Origin of the sequence: Rhodococcus sp. KB6, from assembly GCF_001445685.1 — a bacterium.
In the GTDB taxonomy this organism is placed as follows: domain Bacteria; phylum Actinomycetota; class Actinomycetes; order Mycobacteriales; family Mycobacteriaceae; genus Rhodococcus_F; species Rhodococcus_F qingshengii.
Map to the genome: position 1 here is coordinate 482,076 of NZ_LNAK01000154.1, position 20,404 is coordinate 502,479.

At 64.0% G+C, this 20,404-nt stretch carries 21 protein-coding genes; 3 read left to right on the plus strand and 18 right to left on the minus strand.

Annotated features, from left to right (window positions below; translation table 11 throughout):
• Position 1: 1 nt before the first annotated feature.
• The 11 genes from panD to ASU23_RS29690 form a co-directional block, all read right to left on the minus strand.
• On the minus strand, positions 2-448 hold the full coding sequence (panD, locus tag ASU23_RS29640) for an aspartate 1-decarboxylase (RefSeq protein WP_003945761.1): 447 nt from the start codon (positions 446-448) through the stop codon (positions 2-4).
• A gap of 27 nt (positions 449-475) precedes the next feature.
• Entirely contained in the window at positions 476-1,408 is a 933-nt protein-coding gene (gene panC, locus ASU23_RS29645; protein WP_003945953.1) for a pantoate--beta-alanine ligase, read from the minus strand.
• Positions 1,401-2,342 (minus strand): Rossmann-like and DUF2520 domain-containing protein, encoded by a 942-nt coding sequence (locus ASU23_RS29650; protein ID WP_003945822.1) that lies wholly within the window; start codon positions 2,340-2,342, stop codon positions 1,401-1,403. Before ASU23_RS29650 ends, panC begins: the two co-directional genes overlap by 8 nt.
• Positions 2,343-2,452: 110 nt before the next feature.
• Positions 2,453-3,556, minus strand: a complete 1,104-nt coding sequence (locus tag ASU23_RS29655) for a DUF6779 domain-containing protein (RefSeq protein ID WP_216637137.1) — start codon at positions 3,554-3,556, stop codon at positions 2,453-2,455.
• 68 nt (positions 3,557-3,624) lie between these two features.
• The gene (locus tag ASU23_RS29660; protein ID WP_153213529.1) at positions 3,625-4,092 is read right to left on the minus strand and encodes a DUF3180 domain-containing protein; all 468 of its coding nucleotides are present in this window, start codon (positions 4,090-4,092) and stop codon (positions 3,625-3,627) included.
• Positions 4,093-4,109: 17 nt separating this feature from the next.
• Positions 4,110-4,613, minus strand: a complete 504-nt coding sequence (gene folK, locus ASU23_RS29665) for a 2-amino-4-hydroxy-6-hydroxymethyldihydropteridine diphosphokinase (RefSeq protein ID WP_003945848.1) — start codon at positions 4,611-4,613, stop codon at positions 4,110-4,112.
• Complete coding sequence (folB, locus tag ASU23_RS29670; RefSeq protein WP_003945780.1) at positions 4,610-4,975, minus strand: dihydroneopterin aldolase; 366 nt, start codon at positions 4,973-4,975, stop codon at positions 4,610-4,612. Before folB ends, folK begins: the two co-directional genes overlap by 4 nt.
• A 1-nt stretch (position 4,976) precedes the next feature.
• On the minus strand, positions 4,977-5,837 hold the full coding sequence (gene folP, locus ASU23_RS29675; RefSeq protein WP_047269727.1) for a dihydropteroate synthase: 861 nt from the start codon (positions 5,835-5,837) through the stop codon (positions 4,977-4,979).
• A 5-nt stretch (positions 5,838-5,842) separates the two neighbouring features.
• Positions 5,843-6,460, minus strand: coding sequence for a GTP cyclohydrolase I FolE (gene folE, locus ASU23_RS29680; protein WP_019746783.1), 618 nt, complete (start codon positions 6,458-6,460; stop codon positions 5,843-5,845).
• Positions 6,461-6,519: 59 nt separating this feature from the next.
• Positions 6,520-9,084, minus strand: a complete 2,565-nt coding sequence (gene ftsH, locus ASU23_RS29685) for an ATP-dependent zinc metalloprotease FtsH (RefSeq protein ID WP_058039266.1) — start codon at positions 9,082-9,084, stop codon at positions 6,520-6,522.
• A 267-nt stretch (positions 9,085-9,351) separates the two neighbouring features.
• Positions 9,352-9,999, minus strand: coding sequence for a FadR/GntR family transcriptional regulator (locus ASU23_RS29690; protein WP_007727006.1), 648 nt, complete (start codon positions 9,997-9,999; stop codon positions 9,352-9,354).
• Positions 10,000-10,098: 99 nt separating this feature from the next.
• Here ASU23_RS29690 and ASU23_RS29695 point away from each other — a divergent pair, with 99 nt between their 5' ends.
• A complete protein-coding gene (locus ASU23_RS29695) occupies positions 10,099-11,439 on the plus strand; it encodes an SLC13 family permease (protein ID WP_058039267.1) in 1,341 nt (446 codons plus the stop codon).
• Between the two features lie 28 nt (positions 11,440-11,467).
• A complete protein-coding gene (locus tag ASU23_RS29700; RefSeq protein ID WP_058039268.1) occupies positions 11,468-12,877 on the plus strand; it encodes an acyl-CoA synthetase in 1,410 nt (469 codons plus the stop codon).
• 41 nt (positions 12,878-12,918) lie between these two features.
• Here ASU23_RS29700 and hpt read toward each other — a convergent pair whose 3' ends face one another.
• Genes hpt through dacB form a run of 4 tightly spaced genes read right to left on the minus strand, consistent with a single transcriptional unit; the run spans position 12,919 to position 16,937 of the window.
• On the minus strand, positions 12,919-13,473 hold the full coding sequence (gene hpt, locus ASU23_RS29705) for a hypoxanthine phosphoribosyltransferase (RefSeq protein ID WP_003941159.1): 555 nt from the start codon (positions 13,471-13,473) through the stop codon (positions 12,919-12,921).
• A 3-nt stretch (positions 13,474-13,476) separates the two neighbouring features.
• Positions 13,477-14,454 carry a tRNA lysidine(34) synthetase TilS gene (gene tilS, locus ASU23_RS29710; protein ID WP_058039269.1) on the minus strand — a complete coding sequence of 326 codons (978 nt, stop codon included), beginning with the start codon at positions 14,452-14,454 and terminating at the stop codon, positions 13,477-13,479.
• The gene (locus ASU23_RS29715; RefSeq protein ID WP_047269664.1) at positions 14,455-15,528 is read right to left on the minus strand and encodes a zinc-dependent metalloprotease; all 1,074 of its coding nucleotides are present in this window, start codon (positions 15,526-15,528) and stop codon (positions 14,455-14,457) included.
• On the minus strand, positions 15,528-16,937 hold the full coding sequence (gene dacB / locus ASU23_RS29720; protein WP_021333820.1) for a D-alanyl-D-alanine carboxypeptidase/D-alanyl-D-alanine-endopeptidase: 1,410 nt from the start codon (positions 16,935-16,937) through the stop codon (positions 15,528-15,530). Before dacB ends, ASU23_RS29715 begins: the two co-directional genes overlap by 1 nt.
• A gap of 103 nt (positions 16,938-17,040) precedes the next feature.
• On the opposite strand from dacB, the gene ASU23_RS29725 reads away from it, so the two are divergent.
• On the plus strand, positions 17,041-17,532 hold the full coding sequence (locus tag ASU23_RS29725) for an inorganic diphosphatase (RefSeq protein WP_003941181.1): 492 nt from the start codon (positions 17,041-17,043) through the stop codon (positions 17,530-17,532).
• 106 nt (positions 17,533-17,638) lie between these two features.
• Here the strand turns inward: ASU23_RS29725 and ASU23_RS29730 are convergent, their stop codons facing one another.
• From ASU23_RS29730 to ASU23_RS29740, 3 genes are all read right to left on the minus strand, one after another.
• Positions 17,639-18,469: a crotonase/enoyl-CoA hydratase family protein gene (locus ASU23_RS29730; protein WP_007727023.1), complete on the minus strand. Its 831-nt coding sequence runs from the start codon at positions 18,467-18,469 to the stop codon at positions 17,639-17,641.
• Positions 18,470-18,515: 46 nt separating this feature from the next.
• Entirely contained in the window at positions 18,516-18,722 is a 207-nt protein-coding gene (locus tag ASU23_RS34075) for a hypothetical protein (protein ID WP_124568973.1), read from the minus strand.
• Between the two features lie 133 nt (positions 18,723-18,855).
• Positions 18,856-20,385, minus strand: coding sequence for an LCP family protein (locus ASU23_RS29740; protein ID WP_228232425.1), 1,530 nt, complete (start codon positions 20,383-20,385; stop codon positions 18,856-18,858).
• Positions 20,386-20,404: the final 19 nt, after the last annotated feature.

Genomic DNA, 20,404 nt, shown 5'->3' on the forward strand with positions numbered 1-20,404 from the left:
ATTACACCAGGCTGGATTCGCGCGAGGCCTCGAGCGTCGACAGCATGCGTGGGGTGATCAGACCCGAACCCTCCGGCGCGTGAGCCGGGTCGGAACCGAGTTCGATCTGCTTGTTGTCGGCATCGACGAAGACGACGCGCGGGGAGTACTCCTTGACTTCCTGCTCGTTCATCACGCCGTAGGCGATGAGGATGACCAGGTCGCCTGGCTTTACCAGATGCGCTGCCGCACCATTGATTCCGATGACACCGGTTCCGCGCTCGCCGGCAATGACGTACGTCTCGAGACGCGCACCGTTGTCGATGTCGACGATGCACACCTGTTCGCCTTCGAGGAGGTCTGCGGCGTCCATCAGATCCTGGTCGACGGTGACGGAGCCGACGTAATGCAGGTCGGCGTGAGTCACGGTGGCGCGGTGGATCTTCGACTTCATCATCGTGCGAAACATATCCAGGTCCTTACTCGTGAAAAGTGCTCAGTGAGACAGCAGGTCGTCGATGGCGTCGGCGGATGGGTCGGTGTCACGCTCGAGGAAGCCGGTTCCCACCGCGACACCGACGTTGTCGATCAAACGGGTGGTTCCGAGCTTGGCGGCCACCAACAGTCGACCGTCACCTCGCTCGGGCGCGGGGCCCAGATCGACGCCCCGAACCTCGAGGTAGTCGACCTCGATTTCCGGAACAGCTGCCAGAACAGCGCGTGCGGTTTCCAGGATTGCTTCCGCTCCCCCAGCCGCCGCGTGTGCACCGGCGATCAGAGCGGCGGACAGCGCGACCGCTGCCGCGCGCTGGTTCTCGTCGAGGTAGCGATTGCGAGAGGACAACGCGAGACCGTCGAACTCGCGAACCGTCGGAACTCCGATGATCTGTACATCGAAGTTGAGATCCCACACCATCTGACGGATGAGCGTCAGCTGCTGGTAGTCCTTCTCACCGAAGTACGCGTGATTGGGTGCCGCGATCTGCAGCAACTTCGCCACTACCGTCAGCATTCCCGCGAAGTGAGTGGGGCGCGCTCCGCCTTCGAGTTCGCTACCCAACGGGCCCGGCACGATGGTGGTGCGCTGGCCCCGCGGGTACATCGTCTTGGCGCTCGGCGCGAACACCAATTCGACGCCCTCGGCGCGCAACAGGTCGAGATCCGCATCGAGAGTGCGCGGGTACGCGTCCAGATCTTCGCCGGCACCGAACTGGAGCGGGTTCACGAAGATGGAAACGATCACGACGGCGCCGGTGACCTTGGCCTGACGAACCAGTTCGATGTGGCCGGCATGCAGCGCACCCATCGTCGGAACGAGCGCCACCTGACGCCCGACACCTCGCAGTGCCCGCGAGACGCGCCGAAGCTTGTCCGGATCGTGGTGCACCGTCAGTTCGCCGCGCTTGTATCCGCCCTGCAGATCACTCACGACGGTCACCTCCCGTTTCAGTCAAGATGTCGAACAATTCGGTGGGGGCGCCCACCCGCTGGGCCGATCGCAAGGACATCGCCCGATAGCCGGCAGCGAGCTCCGGATCCAGGTCTGTCAGTACGCGCAAATGTGTGTCGACAGCAGCAGCGTCGCCGCGTGCCACCGGGCCGGTCAACGCCGAGGGACCGCGTCGTAGCGCGTTGTCCAAGGCCGCCGACAGCAGCGGCTGCAGGACTCGCTCGGCCACTCCACCCGGATCGCCGTCGACCAACTGCTGACCGAGCAGCTCGTCACCTTGCAACGACGCTCGCAGGGCCTCGACGGCGTCGACCACGAGCGTGACCAGGTGATTACTGCCGTGAGCCAGTGCGGCGTGGTAGAGCGCGCGGTTCTCCTCGCGCACTCGGACGGGCTCGCCGCCGATCTCGAGGACCAGTGACTGCGCGATCGCGTAACCGATGTCGTCGGCAGCGGTGATTCCGAAGCATGCCGACGACAGCCGTGCGGTGTCCTCGTCGTGACCGGTGAACGTCATCGCCGGATGGATAGCCAGGGGCAGTGCGCCCAGTTCGGTGAGTGGAGTCAGGATCGCGATCCCGTTGGCACCGGACGTATGGGCGACGAGCGTGCCGGGCTTGACGGCATGGGTGGCCGCCAGACCTCGAACAAGATCCGCAAGTTGATCGTCAGGAACGGCGAGAATCAGCAACTCGGAACGAGCTGCGACGTCGGCAGCCGGAAGAATTTCGGTATCGGGAAGCCGCTTCACAGCGCGGGCAACCGAGGCGCTGGAGACGGCGGAGCAAGCGCTGACAACATGACCGGCTCGCTCCAATGCGGCACCGACAGCTGTTCCGACCCGGCCTGCTGAGACAATTCCTACCGTCAATCGCGCAGGTGCAGGTCCATTAGTGATCCCGAAGGAAGTCACCGGATTCCTCTCGTTCGTTCCAGTCCCGCTCGGCGGGTACCAGACGTTCTGCGTCCGAGGATATCCTTCGCCCGAACCGTCATGCCATGGCCGGGCGAGTGATCTGCGACTCAGTCCTCTCGGCGACGGCGTCGACCGGAGCCTTCGGACGGGCTGTTCGAACTCAGGTTTGCCATGATTTCGGCGACGGTCAATCCGTTGGAATGAGCACCACTGGCGGCATCTTCCGGGGCAGCACGGCGACGACGTCGCGGCTCCGCGTCAGACTCCGCAGCGGATTCGGGTTCAGCTTCCGCGACAGCTTCGGGAACAACCGCGGGAACAACCGCGGGCACCTCTTCGACGACAGCGTCTTCGATGACGGCATCTTCGATGTTCGGGGCCTGGGCGGGAGCCTTGGCTTCAGGCTCGACCGGCGCGACCGGCTCCGAATCCTTCTTCACCGGAACGTCTTTCACCGTTCGTGTCGGCGAGGAACTCACCGGAGAACTCGGTGCTTGGTTCCCGCTCTGGGGCTTCTGCGTCTCTCGAGACTTCTGGGTCGGGATGACGCGCGGCGCCACGAAGCTGCTGTCACGCCACGACGTCTCCGCGAACACGACGGTTGTCTCAGCAGTCACCGGATCGTCGTTGGGTGAAGCCAGGCCGCCGACGTTCGGTGCCGGTTGGCTGGGCCCGCTCTGGCCGGCGCCGGGAACGTACAACCCCGACGGTGCCGGCTGGTACGCGCCGTACGAACTACCGCCAAGTTCCGGCACTCGCGTCGAATCGGTCTTGAGCGCGGTCTGTTCGGGCAGCAGCCCACCTTCGAACAGTGCTTCGAGGTTTCGGCGCAGCGCTACCAATTCGGCGCGCAACCCGGCCAGCTCCTCCGCGTCCGCGGTCACCTCACGTCGCACGCGACCTTCGACGCTCAGTTCGTACTCGCGTCGAGCAGAAATTTCACGTTCGAGCTGCAGTTCGTACACGGTCTGCAGATCAGCAACCTTGGCTTTGTCCAGTGCCGACTCACGCCGATACTTGGTCATGGCGATAGCGCCGAGGGTGGCTGCCCACAGAGCGACGACCAGACCCACCCGAAGAAGCTGAACGCTGTTGCTGAAAATCAGAAACAGCGAAGCAATGACAGCAAGTGCCAGAAGAGCAGCAATGATCATCTGGCTCGCGCTGCGCTTGCTTCGGCGCGCAGACTTCGATCGACCAGAATTTGTCATGGTTGCCAGGGTACTTGCCGAGACCGGGGTCGCCACGTACCTCGGTGGGTGATTTGCCGACCAGGCTGTCAGTGCGCAGGCTCGTCAGGTGTATCTTCCGGCGTCTTGCAACAATGTTCGAGCCACAGAGCTGCCGCTACCAGCGCAATTGCGGCGCCCAACCCCACCCACGCGCCCGGCGTGTCGGAGGCTGCAGCCTGCAGAACCGAGCGCTGTGGGATGAGATACACCAGCACTCCGACCCAGACACCGACGGTAGCTGAACCGACCAAAGCGGATGCTTTGGCCAATGCCAGCGCTCGGGCGGCGGTGATCGGATGAAGCTGTCTGAGCCCGTCGCCGACCTGCCGGTTTTTGACGCGTGAACGAATGACAAAAGCGAAGACGGCCTCGGCAACGGCCACGAAGTACAGCGACGCTCCCGCATAAACAGGGATGGGCGGCATCGAACCGTAGAACACGCGAATCAGAATCCAGGTGGCCACGGCCGCCACTGCGGCGAGTACCGCGAGTTCACTGATCCGGGTCGGCTTCAAACCCTTGTCGTTTTCGGTCACCGCGCAAGCACCACATCGGTAGTGCGGACACCTTCGCGCTCAGTGCGATCGAGGCCGTCGAGAATTTGTGCCACCGGCAACTTCTGGCCGTCGACGATCAGCGTCGCGTCAGGCTCGACGTCCAGCCAGGGAACGAGAACGAATGCCCGAAGATGCGCGCGCGGATGCGGAAGTGTGAGCACGGGATCGGAACTGACGACGCCTTCGCAGTCGACTACGTCCACGTCCAGGCTCCGTGGCCCCCACCGCTGTTCGCGCACCCGGTCTGCGGCTTCCTCGAGAGCTTGCGAGCGGCGAAGCCATTCAGCGGCATCGGCTTCGGGATCGTCGACCACCACCACCGCGTTGTAGAAATCCTGCTGCTCGACGCCACCCCACGGCGCGGTCGAGTAGACCGGTGAGACAGCAACGACGGCGCTGCCCAACCCGTCGACAACGGACTGCAGGTGAGCCACGCTGTCGCCGATGTTGGAACCGATCGACAGAACAGCGCGCGTCATGCCGATCGGGTCCGATGTGCGACGACGGCAACGTCCGCAAAAACCAGCGGAATCGGTGCCGACGGTTTGTGGACAACAACCTCGACGCTCTCGACTCGCGAATCTTTCATGACGTCGTCGGCGATCTCCGCGGCGACGGTCTCGATGAGATCGCGCGACGGGCCGGCGACTATCGCTGCGGCGGCTTCCGCCAACTCGCCGTAGTGCAGGGTCTGCGTCAGGTCGTCCGACGCCGCGGCGGGAGCCAAGTCCATCCACACGGTGATGTCGATGAAGAAGTCCTGACCGTCACGCTTCTCGTGGTCGAACACTCCGTGATTGCCGCGAACCTTCAGTCCGCGCAATTCGATTCGGTCCCCCATGTCAGGCCCTTTCTCGTCCACGGTTCCAGGCGTCGACCACGGCAATGGCGTCGAGCGAAGCTTGTGCGTCGTGCACCCGAACTCCCCAGGCGCCTTCGCGCGCTGCAAGGGCGGAGACCACGGCCGTCGCAGTCTCGCGGCCACCAGGTGGACGCGGATTGCCGTCGGGATCGCTGAGCAGAGACCCGAGGAACCGCTTTCGGGAAGCGCCGACCAGTACCGGGAATCCGGTCGCGTTGAACTCGGGTAGTGCACGCAACAGTGCCCAGTTGTGGTCGGCGTTCTTAGCGAACCCGAGGCCGGGGTCGAGGATGATCGACGACGAATCGACCCCCGCCTTCAACGCCAGATCGACCTGCGACAGCAGTTCGTCACGGACGTCGCGGACCACGTCGTCGTAGTGATCGGCGCTGCCACGATGGACATAGTCACCGGCCGAGCGCCAATGCATGAGGATCCAGGGCACTCCGGCGTCGGCCACAACGGAGGCCATGTCGGGGTCTGCGCGACCACCCGATACGTCGTTGACGATGCCTGCGCCCGCTTCGATCGCGGCGGCGGCAACGGAAGCACGCATCGTGTCGACGCTGACGCGAATTCCGGCTGCCACGAGTTCTTCGATCACCGGGGCAATTCGGTCCGCCTCGAGTTTCGGATCGACACGGGTGGCTCCGGGGCGCGTCGACTCGCCGCCGACGTCGACGATGTCGACGCCGATGCGTTGCAGTTCGAGTCCGCGAGCGATCGCCGCGTCACGATCGAGAAATTGACCACCGTCGGAAAACGAATCGGAGGTGACGTTCAGAATCCCCATCACGACCATCCGGGCCGGATCGCTGCCTGCAACGGGAGCCGCGGACATCTTGCTCACTTACGCAGGATGAGGTCCAGCGCTTCGGACCGCGAGGCCGCGCTGGATTGCAGGAGCCCACGAACCGCAGACGTGGTCGTGCTGGCTCCGGGCTTGCGGATACCGCGCATCGCCATGCACAGATGCTCGGCTTCGATGACGACGATGGCTCCACGCGGGTCGAGCTTGCGCATCAAAGCATCCGCGATCTGACTGGTCAGGCGTTCTTGCACCTGCGGACGCTTGGCGTACAGGTCGACGACGCGCGCGAGCTTCGACAAACCGGTGACCTTGCCCGACTTTCCCGGGATGTAGCCAACGTGAGCAACACCGTGGAAGGACACCAGGTGGTGCTCGCACGTCGAGAACATCGGAATGTCTCGCACGAGCACCAATTCCTGGTGACCCTCGTCGAAAGTCGTGTTCAACGCGTCGTCGGGCTCGGAGTACAGGCCCGCGAAGATCTCCTTGTACGAGCGCGCCACCCGGGCCGGCGTATCGAGCAGGCCTGGGCGCTCCGGATCTTCACCGACCGCGATCAACAATTCCCGTACGGCAGCCTCTGCCCGCGCCTGATCGAACGGGCGGCCCGTTCCGAGCGACACCAGTTCACTGGCCACATCATTCACCGACAACCGAACTCTCCTCGAGAATTGTTCACAGGTCCCCCGCCGCAGAGCCTAGTGGCGCAAGGTCAGCGAGATCCGTCCGGTCCGTCCCAGCGAACGGTGCTCGGTCCCTCGTCCTCAGCCGAATGATGCGGCGGAGGAGTTTGCGGCTGTTCCGGTGCGGGGCTCTGCCACTGGTTTTCACCCGACGGGTTTCCCCGGTTCGGATCGGCGAAGGGTCCACTGTCCGGGTACTGCACCGGGTAATCGGGCTGCGCGGGGTAACGGCGGCCGGGATGCGGCTGCTCCGGGTACGCCTGCTGCCCCGGGTGCGGCTGGCCGTACTGCCCCTGATCGGGCTGGGGCTGACCGTGTTGGGGCTGACCGTACTGGCCCTGCGACTGGTTCGGCGGGGTCGGATTCTGTCCACCGGTGTACCCACCCGACTGCTGTCCGGGGTACGTCGGCGACGGGTTCTCACGCGGAGGCCAACCCGGTGCCGACCATCCGGCGGGCGCTCCGTAGTCGGGTGTTCCCGGTTGCGGAGTCTGCTGCGGAGCACTCGGCTGCGGGTACGAAGGCTGTGCGTAGCCGTTCGAGGGCCCCTGGTTGCCGTTGTTGGGGAGACCACCGTTGTTGGGGACACCGCCGTTGGGGGCACCGCTGTTGGGTGCGCCTGCCTTGACGAGAACAGGTGCGGCAGCGGGCTCCGGCCAGGTTTCGCCGCGCTCGATCGCGAGTTCGCGAGGAGTCTTCACCGGCGGACGATCCGAAGGCGTGCGCCCACCGAAATCGTTGAAAGCCGTGATGCGCGGACGCTTTTCGACGCCGGCAAGGATCTTCTCGAGGTCCTTGCGAGTCAACGTCTCACGCTCGAGCAGTTCGGTAGCGATGAGGTCGAGCGCATCGCGGTACTCGTTGAGGATTGCCCACGCTTCGGTGTGCGCTGCCTCGATGAGGTTGCGCACCTCTTCGTCGATTTCACGGGCGATCTCGTGTGAGTAGTCGGACTGAACGCCCATCGAACGGCCGAGGAACGGATCCCCGCCCTCCTGTCCGTAGCGAACCGCGCCGAGCTTGGCACTCATGCCGTATTCGGTGACCATCGCGCGGGCGATCTTGGTCGCCATGTCGATATCGGACGACGCTCCGGTGGTGGGCTCGTGGAACACCAACTCCTCGGCGGCGCGTCCACCCATTGCCATGACGAGACGAGCGATCATCTCCGAACGCGTCATCAAACCCTTGTCGTCCTCGGGCACGGTCATCGCGTGGCCACCCGTGCGACCGCGAGCGAGGATCGTGACCTTGTAGACCGGCTCGATGTCAGGCATTGCCCAAGCAGCCAGCGTGTGACCGCCCTCGTGGTACGCCGTGATCTTCTTCTCGTGCTCGCTGATGATGCGACTCTTACGCCGCGGTCCACCGACAACACGATCCACCGATTCCTCGAGCGAGGCTTCGGTGATGACGGTTCCGTTTTCGCGTGCGGTGAGCAGCGCAGCCTCGTTGATGACGTTGGCGAGATCAGCACCCGACATTCCGACGGTCCGCTTGGCGAGACCTTCGAGGTCGGCGTTGGGATCGATCGGCTTGCCCTGCGAGTGCACGCGCAGGATCGCGCGGCGACCGGCGAGGTCGGGGGCGCCGACCGGAATCTGGCGATCGAAGCGTCCCGGACGCAGCAGTGCGGGGTCGAGGATGTCGGGGCGGTTGGTTGCGGCGATCAAGATGATGCCGGTGCGATCACCGAAGCCGTCCATCTCGACGAGCAACTGGTTGAGTGTCTGCTCGCGCTCGTCGTGTCCGCCGCCCAGTCCTGCGCCGCGCTGACGACCGACGGCGTCGATCTCGTCGACGAAGATGATGCAGGGGCTGTTCTGCTTGGCCTGCTCGAACATGTCGCGAACACGCGAAGCACCGACACCGACGAACATCTCGACGAAGTCCGAGCCGGAGATGGTGAAGAACGGGACGCCGGCTTCGCCTGCGACAGCGCGAGCGAGCAGCGTCTTACCGGTTCCGGGAGGGCCGTACAGCAGCACACCGCGCGGAATCTTGGCGCCGAGCGCCTGGTAGCGAGCCGGGTTCTGCAGGAAGTCCTTGATCTCGTACAGCTCTTCGACAGCCTCGTCCGCACCGGCGACGTCGGCGAACGTGGTTTTCGGCATGTCCTTGGTGAGCTGCTTGGCCTTCGACTTACCGAATCCCATGACTCCGCCGCGACCACCGCCGCCCTGCATCCGGTTCATGACGAAGAAGAAGATGCCGAACAGAATGATCATCGGCAGCACGAATAGAAGGATCGACGTCAGCCAGCTCTCCTGAGTGACCGTCGTGTTGAACTTGTCCGCACCGGCGCCTTCGACCTTGTCGAAGATCTGCTCCGACGCACTCGCGGGGTACTTCGCCAGGATCTGCGTCTTACCGTCGGTGGCGTCGTTGCCGTTCTTGAGCCACAGACGAACCTGCTGCTCACGGTCGTCGATCTGCGCCGACTCAACGTTCTTGGCGTCGAGTTGGGAGATCGCGACCGAGGTGTCGACGGTCTTGAAGTCGCGGGTGTCGTTGCTGAAGTAGCTGAAGGCATAGATCACCAACAGCACGACGGCTACGAGTAGCACGTTACGGAACACAGTCTTACGGTTCATACAGGTCGGCCGATGTGGCCGGTCCTTTCGAGAGTGCGGGTCTGCCAGGTCGCCTTCCGGCTGCCAACCGGACACCTGCAGGTTACCGCGATCGGCCCCATCGATGCCCGCCAGCGGCCGTGCCGCTTGGTTGGAACGGTCGTCACTGTGTTCAACGTGCGCATTGCCGATCAGGTTCCCGGGCTACGTCGCAGCACAGTTTCCTGTGAGCGAACATGCTCATAGTGGTTATCGTGCGCTTTTCCGACGCTCGTCCGTCGTTATTCGTCAGGCCGTTTCGGAGAGGATTCCCGCAACAGCGTCAGCGGCGCCCGATTGGTCACCGTCGATGATCCGGTGGGCGAGCTGATCGAGTCGCGCAGACAGTCGCGCCGAGGACTCGGGCACGTCTGCCTGCTTGGCGATGGTGTCGTCGAGATCAGCCAATAGGCCGCCACCGGCCAGGTGCCTGACGCAGCGCCATGTCTCGGCGAAGTTTCTCGCGGTCCCGTCGTCGGTCAACATCGCGACCCGAAGCGCAGCGTTGGGATTCGACGCCGCCGCCCGAGCCAGGCCGGCCATGATCGCCTCCCTGGCAGCAGTCAGTTCGTCGACAGTTCGGTCTTGCAACCGCACTCCCGAATCCGCAGACCTACCCGCGTCGGGCGTGGGAGCTTCGCGAATCACCGCTCCGTTACCGTGCTGAATTTCCACTCTGCCTCGAATCTCGAGGGCCACGAGCGCTTGAGCCAGCGACGCTCGACTGACGCCGAGTTCGGCAGCCAGGCTGCGTTCGGGAGGAAGCCGATCGCCGGGCGAAAGGCCTTGAGCCTCGATGAAATTCGAAATGTGCTCGGCCAACTGCTCATACAGACGCGGACGCTTCAATCGTCCGGGCAGGCCCGAGCGCGAGCCGGGCGATGACGTCGAATTCATGCCTCGGAGTGTACTTGACAAATGGAGCAGTGGCAGAGAGGCTAGGCCAATTCCAAGTGATGCAGACCACAAGCTGGTCGCGAACGGATTGAGAGTTCGATGGCAAATGTCATAGCCCTGTCAGTACTTGTCCTGGTGTTCGTCATATCCACCGTGAGGTCGGTGAACATGGGTGCGCTCGCCCTGGTGGCTGCCTTCGTCGTCGGAACACTGGTCTTCACCGTCGATACCAGCGAGATCCTCGACGGCTTCCCGGCCAGCCTCTTCGTCATCCTGGTCGGCGTCACCTACCTGTTCGCGCTGGCCAGAAACAACGGCACGGTCGACTGGATCATTCACGCGGCAGTCCGCGCGGTCAGAGGACGAGTGGCCCTCGTGCCGTGGGCGATGTTCGCGGTGTGCGCGGCCGTCACCGCCATGGGCGCGGTCAGTCCCGCTGCCGTCGCCATCATCGCGCCCGTGGCAATGGGCTTCGCCACCCGCTACCGGATCCACCCCATGCTGATGGGCTTCATGGTCGTCCAGGGCGCAACGGCGGGCAGCTTCTCCCCTATCGGAATCTTCGGTGTGATCACCAACGACGTCATGCGTCAGAACGGCCTCCCGTCGAGCCCGGCCTTGCTGTTCGTCTCGACCTTCGCGGCCGCGGCCGTTGTTGCTGCCATCGCGTACGTCTCGTTCGGCGGACGCGCGTTGATTGCGCGCGGCGCCTCCGAACGCGTGCTCGTCAACGCAGTCGGCAATGCGTCTGGCGGTGGCGACACCATCACCGGTTCGGGTTCCGGCGACAGCTCGAAGGGTGGCGGCAAGTCCTCGGGTGGGGCCGCTCCGCACGAGGGAGCGCTCAATCTCGAGCGGCGACTCACCCTGCTCGGACTGGCGTCGCTTGCACTCGGCGCCTTGGTGTTCGACCTCGACGTCGGATTCACCGCACTGACCGTCGCGGTACTTCTCACCCTGATCTTCCCTGCCTCCGCCCGCGGCGCCGTCGACAAGATCAGCTGGGGCACCGTGCTCCTCATCGGCGGAATCGTCACGTACGTCGCTCTTCTGCAGAACCAGAACACCGTCCAGTGGCTCGGGGATTCTGTTGCACACGTGGGGATTCCACTTCTCGCAGCCTTCTTGATCTGCCTGATCGGCGCGATCGTGTCGGCGTTCGCATCCACCACGGGAATCCTCGGCGCACTCATCCCTTTGGCAATTCCATTCCTCATGACCGGTCAGGTCAATGCAACCGGTCTGGTCATCGCGCTGGCAATCTCCTCGTCTCTGGTCGATTGCAGTCCGTTCTCGACCAACGGCGCGCTGGTGGTCGCGAACGCCGCTCCGGAAGAACGCGACGTGGTGTTCGGGCTGACGATGCGGTGGGGCATGACCATCATGGTGGTGACGCCGATTCTCGCCTGGCTGCTGTTCGTTGTTCCATGGTCCGTCTGAATCTTCGCTCAAAGAAAGGGAACTCGCGATGAACAGCGAATCCACACTTCTGCGCTCCCTCGACCCCCGCATCTTCGACGATCACGGAGCGGCGGTCAGTTTCAGCGAAGGCGCAACCCTCTCTCGCGCCGACTTGTTTGCCGCCGCCACCGCGGTCGCCGATCGAATCCACGGTGCACAGCGAGTGGCAGTACAAGCCGCCGCCGGCCTCGAGACAGTGGTCGCCGTCGCCGGCGCACTGATCGCCGGTGTTGCCGTGGTCCCGATCCCGCCCGACTCCGGCCCGCTCGAACGTCAGCACATCATCGCCGATTCCAAGGCCGAACTGATACTCGGAGAAGGGCCGACGGATTCGAGTATCCCGTTGATTCCCATCGATATTCACGCGCGATCTGCGACGTCCTATCCCGAACCGAGTGCGGCAGCTACTGCACTGATCATGTACACCTCGGGAACCACCGGAGCTCCGAAAGGCGTTGTCCTCTCGCGAGCATCGATCGCAGCGGATCTCGACGCGCTCGCTCATGTGTGGAATTGGACGCCAGAGGACACACTCGTCCACGGACTGCCTCTCTTCCACGTCCACGGGTTGATTCTCGGCGTGTTGGGCGCCTTGCGCGTGGGTTCGCCGCTGATTCATACCGTCAGACCAACTCCGGATTCGTATGCCGCAGCGGGTGGCTCGTTGTACTTCGGTGTTCCGACCGTCTGGTCACGCGTGTGCGGTGATCCCTCGGCGGCAGCAGCATTGCGATCCGCGCGCTTGCTCGTGTCCGGAAGTGCACCACTTCCGGTTCCATTGTTCGAGCGGATGAAATCGCTGACCGGGTTGGCTCCCGTCGAGCGCTACGGAATGAGTGAAACCCTCATCACCGTCAGCACGACGCACGACGGCGAACGTCGCCCGGGTTGGGTCGGGCACGCCGTTCCGGGAGTCAGGACGAGGTTGCGCGGCGAGAACGGCCAATTGTCGGCGCACGACGGAGAGCAGCTTGGGCAACTGGAAGTTGCGGGCGCCGTTCTCTTCGACGAGTATCTCGGGAACCCCTCGAAGACAGCGGAATCCATGACCGAAGACGGCTGGTTCCGCACCGGCGACATCGCGGTGATCGACGACAGCGGATTCCACCGCATCGTAGGTCGCGAGTCGGTCGACATGATCAAGTCCGGTGGATACCGCATCGGTGCAGGCGAGGTGGAACAGGTACTTCTGGCATACCCCGGCGTTCGCGAGGCCGCCGTCGTCGGTGTGCCGGACGACGATCTCGGACAGCGCATAGTCGCGTTCATCGTCGGCGACGTAGCCGACTGCGCTGTGGTTTCGGACTTCGTCGCCGAATCACTGTCGATCCACAAGCGCCCACGCCAGGTTTGTCTGGTGGACAGCTTGCCCCGCAACGCTATGGGCAAAGTCCAGAAGAAGCTGCTGACACTCTGAGTCGGGTGCGCGCCTGAACCCCGCCTCAGGCGCGAGCAGGCTCAGCCGCCGTAGACCTCGGGGTCCAGGGTGCCGATGTACGGCAGATCGCGGTACCGCTCGGCGTAGTCGAGGCCGTAACCGACGACGAACTCGTTGGGGATGTCGAAGCCCACGTCGCGGACGTCGACGTCGATCTTGACCGCATCCGGCTTACGGAGCAGGGTGACGACCTCGAGCGAAGCGGGATTACGTGTCTTGAGGTTGCGCATCAGCCACGACAGCGTGAGACCGGAGTCGATGATGTCTTCGACGATCAGCACGTGGCGACCGGCGATGTCCTTGTCGAGGTCCTTGAGGATGCGGACGACGCCCGAAGACGAGGTCGAGGATCCGTAGGAGCTCACGGCCATGAATTCCATCTGCGACGGGATCGGCAGGGCGCGGGCGAAGTCGGTCATGAAGAAGACCGCTCCCTTGAGGACGCCGATCAGCAGGAGATCCCCTTCGGGGGCGCCTGCCGGGTAACGCTTGGCGATGTCCTCAGCCAGTTCCGCCGTTCGTGCACGGATCTGTTCTTCGGAGATCAGTACCGATGCGATGTCGCCCTCGTACACGCGTCAAACCCTTCGTCGGTCTTCGAATCCGAGGATCAGCCTGCCACGTCGCCGGGCCGCCACCAACCTCGCCTCCGGTGTTCCGCCGCCGATCGCGACGCCGCCTTGCCCCCGCCAGTCGGTCACCAGGGCGTCGACTGCGCGTAACTGTTTGTCCGTCAATGCTTTTGCGCCGCCCTGCAGCAGCCAGGCGCGCAGAGCGCGTCGACGGATTGCGGTGGGCGCTTCGGCAAGTGTGTCCACTTCCACTTCCCCGTCGACGACAACCCGTAGGAGTAGGGCCTCGGCGTACTCGTCGAGCGCCTCACCGTCCTCACGCAACTGCGTCGCGGTTCGGGCCAATGCTTCGGGAACTCCCCCGCCGAGAATTTCTTCGAGCAGCGGCAACGCCTCGTGCCGCAGACGTACGCGAGTGAACTCGGGATTGTTGTTGTGCGGGTCCTCCCACGGCGTGATTCCCAGGTCGACGCAGGCCGCCCTGGTCACCGATCGCCGGATGCCGAGGAGCGGCCGTCCCCAGGGAGCGTCGAATGCAGCCATACCTTGAATCGATCGCCCACCGGACCCGCGCGAGAGTCCGAGAAGCACGGTCTCGGCCTGATCGTCGAGCGTGTGTCCGAGCAGAACCGGGAGGTCAGCCCTCGCGTCGCGTAGGGCGTTACACCGAGCCTCACGCGCAGCGGCTTCGAGACTCCCACCATCGGCTACGTCGACTGTCAGCACCGTCGCGGTCCGGCAACCCAGCGCCAGCGCCTGGTCTGCGGCCGAGCGCGCGACGGCATCCGAACCATCTTGTAGGCGATGGTCCACGATCAACGCGTCGACCGAATCGGTTTCCGCCACCGCTGCTGCTGTCAGGGCCAACGAATCGGCTCCCCCGGACAGGGCGACGACCACACGGCGTCGTGGCTCGAATGCGAGCGTCCACGCCCGCACGGCCTGTCGCAGCGCCAGGAGGGCAGGCGTCTCAGGCAGCAGCATCTAGCCGAGAACGCGCTTTACCCACGCGTCGGGATTGTCGATCTCGTCGAGCAACGGCAAGGTCTCGGGCCCGGTCCAGATGGTGTTGAACTGCTCCATGCCGACCTTGAGAACCACCGCGTCGACGAAGGCCTTGCCGCGCACGTACTGCGCCATCTTGGCGTCCATGCCGAGAAGCATCTTGATGATCCGCTGCACGGGGTTGGACTTGCGCTGCCGACGCTTGTCGAAGGCCGCGCGGATAGTTGCCACCGACGGCACCACGGCGGGGCCGACGGCGTCCATCACATGGTCTGCATGCCCTTCGAGGAGGGTGCCGAGTACAAGCATCCGATCCAGCGCGTCACGCTGAGGTTCCGCCTGCGAGGCGCGCAGCAGTCCGATGATGCCGCCCGCCGTCGCACCGTCACTGGAGTCGGGTTCCTTCCGCGAGCGCAGCTCTGCAGCAAGGCGCCCGACAACGTCGGTCATCGACTCGTCCACCGTCGCACCAAGCGTTTCGACGGATTCCTTCATGTACTCCGCTAGCCACGGCGAGGACGAGAACTGAACCCGGTGTGTGACCTCGTGCAGGCAGACCCACAACCGGAAGTCACTCGGGTTCAGCCGAAGGGACCGTTCGACGGAGACGATGTTCGGTGTGACCAGAAGCAGGGTGCCGTGCTCGCCGGTGAACGGGTCGTACTGCCCGAGGATCGCCGAAGACAGGTACGCCAGCATTGCACCGGCCTGCAGGCCCGCCGGCTTTCCGACGATGAGATTGCCACTGCCGTCTGGATCCGCGCCGGTGAGATGCGCCATCGACCGCGAGGCCGCCGTGATCCACCCGGCCCGGTCCAGCACGTCAGCGGCCGGGACCGGTAGACCGTCGGCCAGCCCGGTCACTTCACGAACCGGCAGTTCTGCGCGCTCGGACGCTTCGGCGAGTTCTGCGGTTGCCGTCTCGGCCGTGTAGCGAGACATCGCGGGGCCGCCGCGCGCCAGTTTTATCCCGGCTTTGGCGGCAAGACTCCAGTCGACGGCACCACCGAGCGGAGCCGAGGCTTCATCATCTTGTGGAGTCTTTTCGGCCACTATTGGCACCCGCAATTCCTCAACGCTCCGGCAATCGCGTCCAGGGCAGGACGGCTCACTTCTGGCGGCCGGTCATTGGACATCAGTGCGAAGGTGAGCACTCGCCCGTTCTGATCGACCACGAACCCTGACAACGCGCTGGCCGTCGAGAGAGTTCCCGTCTTGGCCCGCACCCAACCCGCACCGGTTCGGTTTCCGGACGCGTAGCGGTCGGACAAACTTCCTGTTCCGCCGGCCACCGGAAGGTAGTCCAGCAGCGGACGCAGTTTCGGATCACCGTCACCGGCCGCAGCCGTCATGACGCGATCGAGTACCTGAGCGGGAATGAGATCGTCGACGGAAAGTCCGCTGGAATCGTGCAGCGAAACTCCGGTGTAGTCGAACCCGGCCGCCTGCAAGGTCTTGCCGGTCGCGTCGACGGCTCCGGTGAACGAGGCTTCGATTCCGGAGGCAATCGCGACCTCACGCCCGATGGTCTCGGCGAGCACGTTGTCGGAATGTTCCATCATCTGCAGCAGCCGGTCGCTCAGCGGCGCCGACTGCACGGTGGCGATCGGCTTGGCACCGGCAGGCGCCGCGCCGAGACTCACGTTGGCGGGATCGACACCGAGTGCCTGAGCGAGCACCTTGCCCGCGTCCAACGCGGGAGTTTCCGAACGCGGCGACTCGTCTTGAGTGCCGTCGTACCGACCACCTTCGATCATCACCGATTCGATCGGGGTGATGTAGCCGGCCGCGATGTCCGCGGGGAACCAGCCGGTGGCCATGTTGTCGCCCTTGAACAAGCTCGAGTCGACCACGACGCTGGTCACCGGCGTACCGGCAGCCTTGATCTGGTCGACGAGATCCGCGATGTGAGCCGCATTGGCGTAATACCCGCTCTGCCCCTTCGGCGTCGCGGTCAGCGTCGGGTCACCACCGCCGACCAGAACGACCTGCCCGGGGCTCGTTCCGGGAACCACCGTCGTGGACAGCCGGTGGTCGAGCGGCAACTTCAGTAGTGCCGCCGATGCGGTGAGCACCTTCGTCGTGGACGCGGGCGTCATCGGCGTCGACGGGTCTGCGCTCCACAGAATGTTTCCGGTGAGCGCATCGGCGACAACTCCAGTGAACTTCCCCAGATCCGGGTTGGCGACAGCCGGGCCGATCGCCGCGGCAATTCCCGACGCGCTCGGAATCGGTGCGTCCGTCGGGACGGGCACCACCTGAGGTGACGGCGTCACGAGCGCAGGCTGCGGCGACGTAGTCACGGTCGCACTGCCGGCAGTGTCGTTCGACGTACCGAGTTTCACGACGACAACTCCGGCGACAGCCAGTACAACCACTGCACCGACCGCCAGAAGGATGCGGAAGTTACGCCGTCGACTCTCTTCCAACGAGCCGATCTTCTTCTTTCCTTGGCCCGCCAACGCCCCTCCGTCTGTGCTCTGCCTACTGGGTGGTCAGGCAACCTTATCCTTGACCCGATATCCTTCCGACGAATCATTACCGACACGACAGCGAGGAATCGGCGTGGAGTTCGACGTCACCATCGAGATCCCCAAGGGTCAGCGCAACAAGTACGAGGTCGACCACGTAACCGGTCGCGTCAAACTCGATCGCTACCTCTACACAGCTTTCGGCTACCCGGCCGACTACGGCTTCATCGAAAACACCCTGGGTGAGGACGGCGATCCGCTCGACGCCATGGTCCTGCTCCCCGAGTCGGTCTTCCCCGGCGTCATCGTCGAGGCTCGCGCAGTCGCGATGTTCAAGATGGTCGACGAGGCCGGCGGAGACGACAAGGTCCTCTGCGTTCCGGCCGGTGACCCCCGCTGGGATCACATCCAGGATCTGGGTGACATCTCACAGTTCGAGCTCGATGCGATCAAGCACTTTTTCGTCCACTACAAGGACCTCGAGCCGAACAAGCACGTCGAGGCAGCCAACTGGGTCGGCCGCGCCGAGGCAGAGGCCGAGATCGAGGCTTCGATCAAGCGTCTCGCTGCCAACGGCGGTCACTGAGCTCGAGTTCTCAGGCCTAACGAAAATCCCCGCACATCGGAAGATGTGCGGGGATTTTTGTGCTGTTTTTACTCGCCCTTGCAGTTCCTACTCACCCTTGCAGTTCCTACTCACCCTGGAAGACTGGCGGGCGCTTCTGGAAGACGGCGGTGATGGCCTCGGTCAGATCCTGCGAAGGCAGGAACGCCGCGTTCCAGGCTGCGACGTAGCGAAGGCTGTCGTTCACGCTCGCGCTGCGGGTGTGATCGAGCACGTCCTTGATCCCGTGGACGACGAGCGGCGGGTTGAGCGCAATCTCCTTGGCGGTCGCGCGCGCCGCTGCCAGTACCGCGTCGGCATCTTCGAAAACGTCGTTGACGAGGCCGATCTTCTCGGCGCGCGCTGCGTCGATGTCCTTGCCGGTCAGAGCCAACTCACGCAGGTGTCCGTCGCCGATGATCGCGGGCAGACGCGCGAGGCTGCCCATGTCTGCGACGATCGCGACCTTGACCTCGCGGATGCTGAACTTGGCATCGGCACTTGCGTAGCGGATGTCCGCCGCCGTGATCAGGTCGACGCCGCCGCCGATGCACCAGCCCTGCACAGCTGCGACGACGGGCTTGCGGCAATCTGCGACGGCATTGATGCCCGACTGCATGCGCTTGATCATGTCGTGGAACTTGGTGCGCGGGCCTGCCTGAGCCTTGTCCGCGAGGACGGCACCGAATTCACCGCTCATCGCCGGCAGGTCCAGTCCGAACGAGAAGTGCTTGCCGGAACCGGCGATGACGATTGCACGCACCTCGGGGTCGGCGTCGAGGTCGGCGAAGATTTCGGGGAGTTCACTCCAGAAATCCGGCCCCATCGCGTTGCCCTTGCTCGGCCCGATCAGCGTCACCTGGGCGATGTTGTCTTCGCGCTCGACGGTGAACGCATTCCAGCTCTTCTGTTCAGTCATTACTCAAGAGTAACTAAAGGTCGGGCTCAGCCGAAGACCGCTGCCTTCATCCGAAGATTCCTGCCTCGTCAAGTACCAGTACGACGAGGGTGACGGCCATCAGGGCGAACATGATGAGCATCGCCATCCTGGCCGCCCGCTCACTGGTCGGTGGGAAAACGCGCTGCGCCGGATGCTCGGCCACGTACTCGGACAAGGACATGGTCCTGGCACGTGAGCGTGTCGGATTCTGTACCGCTGCTGTTGTAGCCATGTCGGTGATCCTTTCAACTACGCAATCTCAGTCAGGTACCCCAAAGGTGAAGTACCCGACTGAGTTCGACTTCTCCAATGTAGACCCGCAGATCGAAGAAGTCAGCGTGAGTTTGGTGCGAATTACCTGAGAGTTAGTCCACACAGGGGATGCCGCCATTCGCGTCGGCCCGGATGGGTGATCCCTGCGCTCCCGTATCGGGAACGGTGCCGGCGGATACCGACGAGTCCGACTGCGCCGGAGCGGCCGAGAACACGGTCTGCGCATTGTCCTCACCGATCAGTACAGACACTGATTCGGCCGCTGCCTGCTCGTTAGGCACTGCGGCCACGCCCAACTGCTCGGCCAGCGCCTCTGCGACGGCTTTGGCGCCGACTCCATAGCTGACCACCGACTTTGCCGTCGCAGCTGCGGTGCTCACCTCTCCGACTTCGACTCCCGACGCTTTCATCGCCGCTGCCAACGCGGCACCCAACCCGTCCGTCGCGGTTCCGTTGCGGATGTCCACAACTTCGTTCCCGGTCGAGACAGCAGTGTCCATCGCAGGTGCAGATGCCGAGTCACCTCCCGCGAAGATCCGCGACACTTCACTACGCAGACGCGCCGGATCGACCATGTTGACGTCCTGGCCGTCGACGGTCTCGTATCCCTCGATGGGCAGGGTGTAGAAGTCGATGTTCCCACCTGCGAGAGCGCTTGCCTGAGAAGCGAATCGGACGGGATCCATGGCAGAATCGATCACCACGTCCTTCTTCACCACGTCGGCCAGTGCCGTCATCTTCGGAATGTTTCCGATGACGCCGGAGCCCTTCAAGTTGGCGATCACCGCGCTGATGAAAGCCTGCTGCCGGTGGGTGCGATCCAAGTCCCCGTTGTCCAGGCCGTGGCGTTGACGGACAAACGAAAGTGCCTGTGACGGATCGAGAGTCTGAACTCCGGCCGGGAAGTTGGCGCCCGAGAAGTCATCCTGCACCGGATTGTTGAGGCACACCTGAACGGGGCCGATAGCCGAGACGACGTCGTAGAAGCCCATCAGGTTCACTTCGGCAAAGTGATCGATCGGAACCTTGAGCAGATTCTGCACGGTGGTCAGTGTCGACCGTCTTCCGACTTCACGCGCTTGTTGCTCTCGTGCAGCAGGATCCGTCACACCGTCCGCTATGAGTTTGGCGTCCGCATCAGCCTTCGCCATTCCGTACGCTTCCTTGATCTTGGCCATTCCGTAGCCGGGTACCGCGACGTAGTCGTCGCGTGGGATCGCCACTGCACTGGCCTTGCCGCCATCGCCCGGAACATGGAGCAGGATAAGCGTGTTCGTGTTGTATCCACCCACATCACTGTCCCCCGCATGCAGCTTGTCGGTGACGAACTCAGCCGGCAGGTCGCTGCCGTCCATCGCTTTACGACTGTCGAGCCCGATCAACAAGATGTTGGTATCCCCGTCGAGCGAACTGCCGGCGTCGTCACCGAGGGCGGAGAGCGCGTCCGATCGATACAGCCCCGACGTGAGATCCGACTGCACGTACCAGCCGATTCCGACGCCCACCAGAATCGTCGTCGACAGGGACGCCGCCGCCAGCTTGCGCCCCACCGAGAGCGTCGACCGCTGCGGTTGACGCCTACGCCTGTGTCTGGTTGCCGAGTGTCGAGGTCGCGGTTCCACGGCCGACACGCTATCCAGC